At 42.5% G+C, this 13,686-nt stretch carries 8 protein-coding genes; 7 read left to right on the forward strand and 1 reads right to left on the reverse strand.

The annotated features are described in order from the left end of the window. Positions 1 to 92: 92 nt before the first annotated feature. Positions 93 to 4,484, forward strand: a complete 4,392-nt coding sequence (locus MHI06_RS15960) for an AAA family ATPase (protein WP_340398386.1) — start codon at positions 93 to 95, stop codon at positions 4,482 to 4,484. A 434-nt stretch (positions 4,485 to 4,918) separates the two neighbouring features. Then, complete coding sequence (locus tag MHI06_RS15965) at positions 4,919 to 7,618, forward strand: S-layer homology domain-containing protein (protein WP_340398387.1); 2,700 nt, start codon at positions 4,919 to 4,921, stop codon at positions 7,616 to 7,618. Positions 7,619 to 7,734: 116 nt separating this feature from the next. On the opposite strand, the gene MHI06_RS15970 is transcribed toward MHI06_RS15965, so the two are convergent. After that, positions 7,735 to 8,574, reverse strand: a complete 840-nt coding sequence (locus MHI06_RS15970; RefSeq protein WP_340398388.1) for an alpha/beta hydrolase — start codon at positions 8,572 to 8,574, stop codon at positions 7,735 to 7,737. A 144-nt stretch (positions 8,575 to 8,718) separates the two neighbouring features. Between MHI06_RS15970 and MHI06_RS15975 the strand changes: the two genes are divergently transcribed. The 5 genes from MHI06_RS15975 (at position 8,719) to MHI06_RS15995 (ending at position 13,476) form a co-directional block, all read left to right on the forward strand. After that, a complete protein-coding gene (locus MHI06_RS15975) occupies positions 8,719 to 9,582 on the forward strand; it encodes a LysR family transcriptional regulator (protein ID WP_340398389.1) in 864 nt (287 codons plus the stop codon). A gap of 125 nt (positions 9,583 to 9,707) precedes the next feature. Next, positions 9,708 to 11,447, forward strand: coding sequence for an ATP-binding cassette domain-containing protein (locus MHI06_RS15980; RefSeq protein WP_340398390.1), 1,740 nt, complete (start codon positions 9,708 to 9,710; stop codon positions 11,445 to 11,447). A 358-nt stretch (positions 11,448 to 11,805) separates the two neighbouring features. Beyond that, complete coding sequence (locus MHI06_RS15985) at positions 11,806 to 12,063, forward strand: muconolactone Delta-isomerase family protein (protein ID WP_340398391.1); 258 nt, start codon at positions 11,806 to 11,808, stop codon at positions 12,061 to 12,063. A 75-nt stretch (positions 12,064 to 12,138) separates the two neighbouring features. Next, positions 12,139 to 12,717, forward strand: coding sequence for a TetR/AcrR family transcriptional regulator (locus MHI06_RS15990; RefSeq protein ID WP_340398392.1), 579 nt, complete (start codon positions 12,139 to 12,141; stop codon positions 12,715 to 12,717). Between the two features lie 363 nt (positions 12,718 to 13,080). Next, entirely contained in the window at positions 13,081 to 13,476 is a 396-nt protein-coding gene (locus MHI06_RS15995) for a hypothetical protein (RefSeq protein ID WP_169479239.1), read from the forward strand. The last annotated feature ends 210 nt before the right edge of the window (positions 13,477 to 13,686 follow it).

Consider the following 13,686-nt stretch of genomic DNA (forward strand, 5'->3'; position numbering starts at 1 on the left):
TAATAAATCCATTTCATCAAAACAAAATTTTGATTATTAAATTCTGATATATATCCTTCTCCCGATACGAAATATAACTTAGATAGGTGTGCATGAACATCAAGATTTTAAGAGACTACATCACAGATCCCCCATTAGAGCTTACTATGTTCATTGAACTATCTATTATACTGGCAGAAATGGTGCAGCGTGAACACGAGCAGAATAGGATGATTGGATACCTTAGCCCTGACCATATCAGCGTGCAGTGGCAGGGGAAAACGGCGCATATAACCTGGCATACGGAAAGTCACGCAGCTTATCATTCTCCAGAGCAATTTGGACGTTTCAATCTCGTGCCGAGTGAACGCAGTGATCTTTACGCATTAGGTGTTATCCTCTACGAGTTGTTGACCGGGCAATTGCCTTTTCATGCTGACAATGATGAAGACTGGGGTACCGTGCATACCCGCAAGGTGCCTCAGCCTTTATCTGATTTTCTACCGGAGTTAGACGAAACACTGCAAGCGATACTGATGAAATTTCTTGCCAAATCACAGGTGGAGCGTTATCAGAGTACATATGGGGTGCTTGACGATCTAAAGTTGTATCAGAACATGATGGATAACGATGGAGTGTTTACGCCATTGGAAGTGGGACGTTTAGATAAAATCCGGACGCTTTCCCTATCCGATTCGTGGTACGGACGTCGTGCCGAAGTGGTGCAAATGGAGGCCGGACTGGAACAGGCTTTTCAAGGAATGAATGCCTTTCGTTGGGTGACAGGTAAAGAGGGAACGGGTAAAACGACGCTTGTCCATAGAATCCAACAAAACGTCGTGCGGCATGGAGGCCGGCTGATTACTATGAAAGCGGAACCTTTCCAACAAAACATGCGGTGTGGTGCGATCCTTCAGGGGATGCGGGAATGGGTCTATCAACTGTGGAGTGAACCTGTTGAACTCATTACACGTCTGAAATCCAAACTGCAAGGCGAGTTCGGACCAGAAATGCAGGTAATCGTCTCCTGCTGGCCCGAGGCCAAGCTGTTGTTCGACAACGATGCGAAGGTAGCAAATATCTCCAGGGAAGCGAAGGTCTGGGACCGGTTTGAAGAATTACTGCCCGACTTGATCTGTTGTATGGCTGAATGCAAGCCACCGCTTGTTCTGTTTATGGACAATCTACAGTGGATCGACAAAGGTACACAAGACGTCATTCGAGAACTTGCATTATCACAAAAAGCGCATGGATTATTCCTAATCGGGGCCTATCGTACGGAGGAGATGATCACTTCCGCTGAGGATGAAGCGAATGCTGATCAAGAGGAATTTCTGGTTTGGTTAAGCCAAAGATGCCGTGCGAATCCAGAGGAACAAGTGACTCTGCTTCCGCTGGCTTACGAGGATGTGAGGAAGCTGATCTCTAATGCTCTATATGAGAAATCCGCTCGCATTCAACTTTTGGCACGGTCTGTCTATGATCAGACAGGTGGTAATCCCGGCTCGGTTCGTCTCTTGCTGGAGGGATGGTTAAAGGAGAACAGACTAAATTTTGACGAGGAACGACGTCAGTGGGTATGGGACTCAGAAATAACCCGGCAACGAAGTAGTTCGGAAGAACATCTACGGCTGCTGGAGATGAGCTTCTCCAATCTCAAGGAAGATCGTAAGGAGTTCTTGGCTATGGCGGCCGCAATAGGTCCGGTATTTCAATTAACACTCTTGGCCGAAGTGTATGGCATATCCGTAGATAAGGTATTCTGTAATCTTCAAGAGGCGGAAGCGGAAGGATTTATTTATCGGGAAGATGAAGCAGGGCAAGAAGATGGACGGGATTCATTCTATGTGTTTGCTCATGAGTTTATTCACAGAATGGCATATGCCTTCGATTCAGGACGCAATATCCACCGACACCGAGCAATTGGACGGATGCTACTGGATCGCACGCCGGAGTCACGCGATAATCTGTCAAGAACAGCGATTGATCATCTGAACTTGGCTGCTTCGGTATTATCGGAGCAAGAAACGAAGCAATTGATCGAGCACAATCTTCAAGCGGGACAAGAGGCTTTGGCATCCGCGCGCTATGCGAAAGGGAAGCATTATGCCGAAAACGGGCTTCAGCTGCTTGCAACATACAAAGTGGACGTACCCGTTACACTCGATGTCGGGCTGCAGTTGGTATTAGCATGGACGGAGTATATGGGCGGCAATAGTGCACGGGCGAAAAAACTGCTGTTGGACTTGAACCAAGACAGCGATCGACTGAGCCGATCAGAGCGGCTCAAAATCTGGGCACCTTTAATCCAATTCCATGCACTCGCGGACAATGAGACTGCGGTTCAATTTGGAATGGAGGCGCTAGGATCCTATGGTTGGAAGCTTGAGAAGAAAAGTACACTGTTGTCTATAGGCAAGGAAGTGACCCGAACCGCGATCCTCTTACATCGAAAACGGGAGAAACATCTTCTGCTGTCCGACCCACTCGACGAGGATTATGAAGAATTATGCCATGTAATGGAGCTGTTGTTTCTTCCATTGCTTGCACACGATGCGCGATCGCTTCTGGAATTGTATGCCCGATTTATTCGTTATGGGTTGCATAAAGGGGTGAATGAGTCACTAGCCGCCATGATCGGAGCATACGAACTGATTGTGCAAAGGTCATTTCCGAGCTTCGTTCGAGCGACTCCGATTGCTGAGCAGGTGTTTCTGCAAATTGCCAACACCTCTACATTCAGGAAAAAGCATGTATTTACGTTTCTGAGCGGAATAATCAAGCAAATGGACAGTCCTCTGGAATCTTCTGTTGTCCTGTTCAATGCGATGCGTCAAGCGATGGAATCCGGTGATCATGACTTTGCTAATCCTGCCTTAATTTTCAGTGTTATGTGTAATCATGGGAATGTATATGCCCTGAATGATTTGCTCCAATACTTTGAGGAGAACATGCGACATGTTGCCGACGACAAGATACTGGACATGATGCGGCTGACGAGTAGTTACGCAACAGTGCTGCAAGACGATTCTCTGATCGACAGTTTTGTTGCTATTCCACAAGTGCCGACCGACAGCGAGTTGAAGCAACGGGACGAGGACAATTATAGCTGCGGTTGTCGGCTCGAGGTAGCGTACCTGTCGGGCAGGTATAGAGAAGCGCTGTATTGGTCGCAGCGAGGAAGGGTAAACGAATTACATCTGGATTGGATGCAAATTCGTAAACACCGCGTTTACGAGGCTTTGGCATTAACTGGATCTTATTTCGAGACGAATAGGGAGGACCGTAAGCGGATCCGGAAGGCCATACGCGCGCAATTGCGATTAATGAAGAGTTGGCGAGGATTCTTGGACAGTACGTCCTCTGCATACTTGCTAATCAAAGCAGAGGCTGAACGGATCGCAGGGAATTCGGTGAGCGCCATGCAACAATATACGGCTGCAATCAGGCTGGCGAGAACCGAGAAATACGTGTTGCTGGAAGCCATTGCTTGCGAACGGCTTGCGGTATGTTATCAAGATGATCTGCCCAGCCGATCCGGAGCGGCAATTACGATGATGGATGCATGTGCGGCATACGCCGAATGGGGAATCACCTTCAAAGTAACTCAGATTAGAAGCAGAGATGCTAAATTGCTGGACCCGATATACAAGCGTTATGAAGGTCCTGTATTACAGGATCGAATCCAAATGACTCAAACTGGCACATCGTTACCTCACCAGAACGGCTCCAAGACGGGTGAAGGCTTGAAGAGTGAAGAGGAACTCGAGCTTGTGCAACGACTCATCCATGGGTTAGCACAGCCGAATAAGGTCGACTGGAAGGTAAATCTCTTGGAAACGGCTTTAAGACAAGCCGGAGCAGAGCGTGGTCTGTTGCTGAAGCGTCAAAATAATGAATTCGTTATTGAAGCTAGCCGTTCTGACTGGACTGATCAGGAAAAAGGAGCCGGCCTGTATGCGGAGAGCGTCTTGCGTCATACAACGATGACGGGCAAACCGCTAATTTTGCATGACGCGCTTCAGAGTTTTTGGGTGAAGGATGCTTATATCGCAGCAAGAAAACAGAGGTCGATTCTGTGCATGTCCATTGATGCTCCGGGAGAACAAACTGCCTATCTACTCTACTTGGAAAATCGACAGATGCCGGGTGTGTTCACAAAGAGGGATGTTCAGATGTTGGAGCTTTTTGCGACACGGATCATTTATCTCAAGCTGCTGCATGACGAAGCTGCGAATACAACAATCCCGAGTGCTTTCGAAAGTAACGCCTCGTCTGTGGTTCCTAGTCCCAGTCAACCAGGGCTGACGGAACCGCTGACGGAACGAGAAACGGAAATTATAACAGCAATTGCAAAAGGCTTGTCGAACAGAGAGATTGCCGAACTCTTTGGGATCGCAGAGACGACGGTCAAGACACATACATCTAGAATATACGGCAAATTGGGTGTAAAACGGCGGGGACAAGCTGTCCTACGTGCCAGAGAGCTACAATTGATAGAGTGACAAACAAGGAAGCGAGCCTAAAGGGGCAGCTTCCTTGTTTTTTTGTGGAGTACTACTTTAGTAGGACTTAAATATCCTATGACGAGACTATGATGTTTAGATGGAGTCACATGAAAAGAGGTCATTTTGAACAATAACGAATTGTATGAAAGGAAGTGTACATGGTGAGAAAGAGAGTTGTCTCGATTGCAAGCTTGCTAGTTGTAATCGTGTATATGGTATTCATCGTAATTTTTAATAATCAAAGTGTAGTTTCTGCTAACGCTCCACGAGTCACCACAGAACACCCTACACTAAATCCCTTTGATTTTACAAGCTACATATCAGGGGAATTCACGAAAACTAATCCTAGAGCAACCTTTATTCTTTCAGGAATGACAGTTGAAGAAGCAGGAAATGCAGGTGTACCAAGAGGGGGAAATCATTACATTCAGATGATTGAAAATCATATAGGCGATGGTACCTTAGGCCCTTATTTAATTATTACGTATTCTGAAATTGTTAATATTGAGATAACGGGAGTTGAAGATGGCGGGCTGTATAACACGAATGTAACGCCACAATTCAACACTGGATCAGCAACTCTGAATGGAAGTCCAATTACAAGTGGAACACAGGTTACTGCTGAAGGCTCATACACGTTAACGGTTACAGCAGGCAGTCAAACAAAAACGATTCAATTTTTAATAGTTAAGACCCCCCCGACAGGGACATTCATTGTAAATCAAGGCAACCAATACACGAATAGTTCGTCTGTACGTATTTCAATAAGTCCAGATGCTGGATTAACTGATATCACGCATATCCAATATTCGGTTAATGGAAACCCAATTACACAAATACCTTATGTACCAAGCTTTTTGCTAGCAATAGGAAGTACTGATGGAGATAAGGTCTTAACATTTAAACTAGTTGATCGTGCAGGGAATCAATCAGTAGAGTACAGTTCAACGGTAACATTAGATACCGTGCCACCCACAGGAACAGTTGCCATTAATGGGGGAGCTGCTTACGCAACAGATCGTGAAGTAACCCTCGGGTTTACTTTAGGAGCAGGTGTTACGGATGTTGTAGCCGTTCAGTTCTCGAATGATAATGCTACATGGTCAGCTGAACAGACTTATGAAGCAAATACTGGTTATACTTTACCAGCAGGTGACGGCAGCAAGACGGTTTATGTTCAATTTATTGACCGAGCGGGCAATACGGGCGCAGCACAAGCGAGTATTGTGCTGGATACAACAGCTCCAACAGGAACGCTAACACTTATAACGCCAAGTGTAACGAATGCAACTACTGTATTATTAACGGTAACAAGTAGTAATACAGACTATATGGAGCTAGGCGAGACGGGCCAAGATTATGGCGACCCAGTAGTGTATAGTGCTAGTCCACAATCGTATACATTGCAGGATACAGAGGAAGATGGCGTGAAGACGCTGCAGATTCGCTTGTCTGACTTAGCAGGAAATACAACAGTGCTTACACAAACCGTAACACTGGATCGTGAAGTACCAACAGGAACAGTCGTTGTGAATGAAGGCAAGGCTTACGCAAATGATTCGGATGTAGCAGTTGAAGTGACACCAGAAGCAGGCGTAACAGATATTGTGAATATTCGCTATAGCGTTAACGGATCAGCACCAACAAACATAGCGTATACGAATAACTTTACAATAGATGTAGGAAGTACAGATGGAGCGAAGGCAATTATTTTACAGCTTATTGACGGTGCAGGAAATGAATCAGTAGAGTACAGTTCAACGGTAACATTAGATACCGTACCACCCACAGGAACAGTTGCCATTAATGGAGGAGCCGCTTACGCAACAGATCGTGAAGTAACCCTCGGGTTTACTTTAGGAGCAGGTGTTACGGATGTTGTAGCCGTTCAGTTCTCGAATGATGACGCTACATGGTCAGCTGAACAGATTTATGAAGCAAGCATGAGCTATACATTGCCAGCAGGTGATGGCAGCAAGACGGTTTATGTTCGCATCATTGATCGAGCAGAAAATATAGGCTCGGCCCAAGCAAGTATTGTACTGGACACTACAGCTCCGATCGTTACAGGTGTAACGGATGGGGCGAGCTATAATTCCTCCCGAACCATTACCTTTAATGAAGGTACAGCAACATTGAACGGGCAAAACTTTATAAGTGGCTCACCTGTAGACGTTGAAGGTTCCTATGTACTTGTTGTTACAGATGCCGCAGGTAATTCGATTACCCTTGCATTCACCATTATTAAATATAGTGTAGGCTATGACGGGAATGGAGCTACTGGAGGAGAGGTACCCCTAGATAGTCAAACCTATGAAGCGGGGAGTAGTGTAACCGTCGCTGATAATGTTGGAAGTCTAGTGAAGACTGGATTTACGTTGATTGGTTGGAATACGGAAGCAGATGGAAGTGGGAAAAGCTATGTAGCGAATGATACTTTCCATATAAACGAAGCTGATGTCATGTTGTATGCGAAGTGGAGTATAAACAATTCTTCTAACAATAATGGAGGAGGAAGTAATCCACCACCTCCTCAAAATTCAATACCGGTACCAACACCCAATCCGCAACCTACCCCAGAAGAACCCAAACCTGAACCTGAACCACCTGTCGTTACTTTTGACGACCTTTCAGGACATTGGGCAAAAGGAATGATTGAGGAACTAGCAAGTCAAGGGATAATCGCAGGGTATCCCGACGGTTCTTTTCACCCGAATGAACACATCAAGCGCCATCATATGGCTCTAATATTCACACGTGCTTTCGAGTTTAAACCCATACGTGAGGCAGTTTCGTTTTCTGACGTATCACCAAGCCATCCTTACTATGAAGCCATCATGTCACTGCAACAAGCAGGAATAGTCGATGGAGCCAATGGGAATTTTAATCCAAACCATTCGCTGACTCGTGCAGAGATGGCTAAAATTTTGACGCTGGCTTTTGAGATCAAACCAGGTGGAACAGTTGCTTTCCAAGATGTTCCTACAACTCATTGGAGCTATGATTACATCGCTGCACTGGCAGAACTAGAGATTGTACTCGGGGATAACGGCAAATTTAAGCCGGATGAACCCGTGACGCGTGCACAGTTTGTGGCGATGATGTACCGAGCCTTGAATGTTATACAATAAGCATCTAATTACATTAATCAGCAACGTATTCGGAAGGTGCATATCTTAGTTACGGTAAATAGAAAAACACGAGGGACTGCATTCACGCCTCGTGTTTTTTTCTGTATCTTCCTAACTCATGGATGTTGATTGCAGAAACGGTCAATATAATCGGAACATTGCCCAGGCTCATCTTCCATGACGAAATGACCAGCTTTTGGAATGACATGTAGACACGCATGAGGGATATCCTGGACAAGCCTCTTTGCATACATGAGGGGCTGCCATTCATCTTCCTCACCCCATAGAATTTGAACAGGGACCTTCAGCTTGGGTAAATCTGTTCCATAGGATTCAGTATATTTTGCATTATAGTGAGCTACCTGATGGGAGAAAAAAGAGGATTTCCCCAATGAACCTGTATGGGGTGCCAGATATGCATCCAGTGTATCGCCAGTCATAAGCTCTTTATTATACACTGCCATGGGTAATTGTTTCTTTAGCATGGCATCAAAATCAGCACGAGGCATTCGTTCGACCTGTTCAAGCTGTTCTTCGATAATTTTCTTCCAGGTTGGTGAGGGCCACGAATCATAGCTGGGCATGTTGAGTAACGTAAGCGATTGTACACGCTCAGGTTGTTCCTGAGCCAGTTGGAGGCCAACAATTCCACCCAGATCGTGGGCTGCGACATGTAAACGATCCATTCCAAGTTCATCTAAAAGCTGACTAAACAGCGTATATTGCGCTGCCACAGAAGTATCTGCTTCGAGTGGTCTTTCGGATGCTCCATATCCAAGAAGGTCATGAACGTAGACTTTATACCCTTTTTGAACCAGAGCGGGTATTACTTTTCTCCATTCATAGCTATAAGACGGTGTTCCATGAAGGAGCCATATGGGAGAACCTTCTCCGTATTGCTCATAAGCGATCCGATATCCATTAATCAAGATGGATGACGTTGCTACTGTTTGCATAGTAATTACTCCCTTCCATAAGCGATTGAGATTAAATTAGCTCTCGTTGAGCTACATTGAATATAAACGATTGCTTTCTATTAGTTAAATTGATAGTTTATATGTAAACGATCAGTATTAATGATGTTAAATAGAAGGGAGCCAATGATGGAAATACGTCATTTGGTCACATTTATTGCGATTGTGGAACACGAGGGATTTACCAAAGCTGCTGAGCATCTTGGATATGCGCAATCTACAATTACATTGCATATCAAGGCATTGGAAGAGGAGATTAACTATCCTTTATTTGATCGAATCGGTAAGCGGGTTATTTTAACGGAGACTGGAAAAAAATTATTGCCACATGCCAAAAAAATGCTTGATCTGTATCATATGATTAAGGAAGTGACCGCTGCACAAGGTGAATTAACGGGTAATATCGTGATCAGTATTGGAGAAACGTTGTTGATCTATCGTTTTCCACCTATTATTGAAGAGTTCAAAAGGTTGCATCCTCTTGTCAATATAGAATGGCACCAATTAGATTCCGTGTATTATAAAGAAAATTTGATGCAAGGTAAAAGTGATATTTCCTTCATGCTAGGGACAGAGATTCATGACTCCAATCTGTACAGTGAGAAATTGGCTGAAGAGCCCATGATGTTGTTGTATCCCAATTCGTTTGAGTTACAACGGGACATTGTGCAGAGCAATTTACTTTTTACCGAAAGAGGTTGCGGTTATCGCACATTGTTTGAACAATGCATTGAGGAGTATCAGATTGGAATTACTTCCAATATTGAATTCTGGAGTATTGAAGCTGTGAAACAGTCGATATTGAGTGGTATGGGCATATCTTTGTTACCTCGAATTACGGTAGAGAGGGAGCTGAAGGACGAAAAACTTTCAGGTCAGCAGTACAAGCAGAATTTAGCTACTCAGCTGTTATATCCCAAAAACAAGTGGATCTCTCCCCAAGTAGAAGCTTTTATAGAGATCGTTAGAAAGCACGCCTCCCTCTGGTAAGGAAGTGAGGGCAAGCGTTAAAAATGAATTGAACTTGGTAGGAAACAGTGTTACTCTAAAAGTCTGTGTGTTCGACAATATATTAAATAATAGTCACCAATTTAGTTATAAAGAAAGGTAACACTATGATAAAAGTTGATAACTTGTCCTTCTCATTTCCACAAAAGGAACTATATAACAACATCTCATTTACGTTTGAAGAGGCACAACATTGTGCTTTTATCGGAACAAGCGGCAGTGGGAAAAGTACACTGATCGATATCCTGATGGATCCGGAACGATATTTGTTCGAGGGCAAGTTAGAGATAGACCCCGATTGCAGAATCGGGTATGTGAGTCAGTTCTCTCAAGTAGACAAAACGAAAGAAATGACCGTTTTTGAATATATCGGAGAAGAATTCATCAAGATACAAGATGAAATCACAGCCATTTATGCTGAAATGGAAACCACGTCGGATATGGATTCCCTGATGGAAAAGGTTCAATTGGCTTTGGATGCCTTCGAGGCGATGGATGGGGATAATTACGAAAAAACCATTCATAAACAGTTAAACCTGGCCAACCTCATGAAGCTCAAAGATCTTAGTATATCCGCCATAAGCGGCGGGGAATTCAAACTTATTCAAGTGATGAAGGAAATGCTGAATCGTCCAGACTTAATGATTATGGACGAGCCCGATGTATTTTTAGACTTTGAAAACCTGAACGCGCTCAAAAAATTGATTAATACCCACAAGGGAATGCTGCTGGTCGTTACGCATAACCGGTATTTGTTGAATCATTGTTTCAACAAAATCATACACCTAGAAAACACAGAACTCCAAGAGTTTGACGGGCGATATATCGATTACAACTTCTCGCTGCTTCAGACTAAGATCGAGCTGCAAGAAATCGCGGTTGCTGAAGCTGAAGAAATTGAGAGATATGATCACATCATCGACAATCTTAGAGAGATCGCCACGTATAATTCAGAAGCCTCCAGAGGCAGAGCGTTAAAAGCCAGAGTCAAGTTTCAAGAGAGATTGGAAGCACGTCGAATAAAAGAGCCATTTGTCGATATTAAACAGCCGAATATCCGTTTTGGTATCGATAAAGAAATGGAAGACACCGTTGTGGTTAACGTCAATAATTATAGCGTTTCCTTTGACGAGTTGCTTTTGGAAAATGTGAACTTTGAGATCAAATCGACAGATAAAGTAGCCCTGATCGGTCCAAATGGTACCGGGAAAACGACTTTACTCCGAGAAATCTTTAAAAACAATCAGAATTCCATTGAAATCAATGCTGATGTTAACCTGGCTTATTTATCTCAGGTTCAAGGCGAGATGTTAAAAGATTCGAATACCATACTAAATGAATTCATTGATTCCGGGTTTCAAACGTATGATGAGATTAGATCGTATCTTCCAAACTATGGCTTTGAAGGAGAAATCCTTGATCAAAAGATTGAATCGTTATCTGGCGGAGAAAAAAACATGCTTCAATTGGCTAAAGTTTCTGCCAGTCAAGCCAACGTATTGCTTCTTGATGAACCGACAAGTCATTTGGACATCTATACACAAATTGCTTTGGAGAAAGCCATTGAAGACTACAAAGGTGCGATTATCATGATTTCTCATGATTTCTATTCTGTTGTAAATGGTATGGATTATGTTTTAATTATTGAGGACAAGACGATTAGTAAAATGAGTATAGAAGAATTTAGACAGATGATTTATGCTAGTCATTTTGATGAAGACTATCTAGAAAATGAACAAAAGAAAAAGTCTGTTGAAATGAAAATAGAATTGGCTTTAAAAGATACTAATTTTGAACTTGCAAAGAGTTTGGTTGATGAGTTAGAAGAGCTGATTAAGTTGCTTTAAGTTACAACTCTCTAATATAATAATAGACCAGAAAAAAGTCGCTATCTTAGCGACTTTTTTTGTTCGGAAGGCCAATGGAAGGTAAATAATTGTTGACCGATCGTTCCCAAGTAAGTTATATTTAATCACGAAAAGAAAATAATGCACCCTGTTGAGAATGAACATTCTCAATCATGTGACCTCTAGTTTCCAACACGTAAGAATTAATTTTGTGTTTTTAGAACGATCGTTTTAGAAACGGGTATTTTACAACATGCTATTTAGATGAAAAAATCAGTTTTTGCACATTTCAAATGGATTAATGAAACAACTGCTAAAACATTCGTTTCGGAGAATAACCTAATAGGAGGAGTGTAACATGCGTTTTCTCGTTCATGTCAAAATTCAACCGGATGCACCGCAGGAAGAAATTGCGGAACAATTGCCAGCAGAACAAGCACGGTTCGCAGAATTGGTGGAGCAAGGAGTGATCACTAAGTTTTATCTCTCACACACGAGGGACGAGCACTGGTCCATTTGTATCGCTGACAACCAAGATGCTTTAATTATCGCATTGGAAACTTTACCGTTTTATAAATTTATGATCATAAATTATACCGAACTGGTTGACGAATAACACCTAAAAACAAGACATTAATCATTCTTTACTTATCGTTCCCAATATGTTAAGTTATTTTCGGGAGGGACTTTTATGTCAAGAAGTAAAGAGTTTGAAGTAAATGTAGTTTTGGACAAAGCAATGATTCTTTTTTGGGAACAAGGTTACGAGAAGACATCCATGAGTGATTTGGTTAAGCATATGGGCATCCATCGTAGAAGCTTGTATGACACATTTGGAGATAAACATTCGTTATTTCTACAGGCTATGGATCGTTACATCAACAAAAGTAACGTTATGCTTACTGGTGAGGTTAAACAATCTAAGACTGCAAAAGAAGCTTTGCAGAAGATTTTTAGATTCATGGTCTTAGAAGAAGAAGATTCCGTTTCTGGTTGCCTACTAGTGAATTCGGTCACGGAACTGTCTGCACGAGATTCAGATGTAGATACCAGAACTATTAAATCATTCGAATTAACAGAGCTAATGTTTGAACAGGTTATTCTCTGGGGGCAGCGGGATGGAGAATTTTCTCTCGATTACGATGCAAAGGAAATGGCTGAAAATCTGCATACTTTATCCGTTGGAATTAGAGTAATGGCAAGATCCTCAATGGATAAAGAAAAACTATTTCGTATCGTTGATATATCAATGGGGCAATTAATAGTGTAAATTTTTTAAAATTATTAGAATATTCATTCTCAAAAAAAAGTTTTCCCTTTGCGATTGAGTGTCTAAGGCACCTCTAACTGACCGCTTTGCTAAAGAGGGCTAAATACGATTCTTGTGGCAAGACACTTATCATTCCAGGAGCAATTCATTGATTAGAGCTCGTACAGAGGATGTAGATCGTTAATCAAAAAGAACACTATAAATCAGGTGTGAAAATAGATGATATATCCGAGATCCGGAGAGGGAAGCCCATAGAATTCCTCTCATTCGAATTCGGCAGGAATAAGGGTATAACATTTTAAATATATAGTTTGCTCAATTCAAATGAAACAATAAGTAGTTAGAACAAGAGGAGGCAATCACATGCTTTACTACGAATCTCCCGAGGCTCTGGTCTCATGGAACCAAGAACTTAAAGCGGTTATTATAGAATGGAAGGGGTTCGCTACCCGAGATCAATACCAAGTCCCTTTGAACAAAAGCTTAGAGCTATTAATCGCTAAAAAAGCTACAAAATCAATCGCAAACACATTAAAATTCTCGGCAATTTCACCAGCTGATCAACAATGGTTCTCAGAAGTTTGGTTTCCAAGGGCAGAAGAAGCAGGTTTGAAATACTTAGCTCTCATTACTCCAGAAAAAGCAGTCGCTAGATCGATTTTAAATAGACTGGACTCTGTGCTTGTAGGTAACCATGTCACTGAAACCTTTGATTCTTTGGAAAAAGCAGAGCAATGGTTGGCTTCTCAAACGAAATAAGTATCCAAAATTCAACCAACGGGACTATAATATTAATAAAGTACAAGAGCCACACTTACTGTGGCTCTTTCGTTTTGATGTAGTATAGTGAACAAGAGGTGGAAAACAACTATGAAAAATAGAAACATTACAGGTATTGTAGTGGCCATAATTTATTGTGTTGTTCTTTACGTTTTTTTAACTGATTCCCCATCTGGTGAAGCTCCAAAT

Origin of the sequence: Paenibacillus sp. FSL H8-0079 (assembly GCF_037991315.1) — a bacterium.
In the GTDB taxonomy this organism is placed as follows: Bacteria; Bacillota; Bacilli; order Paenibacillales; family Paenibacillaceae; genus Paenibacillus.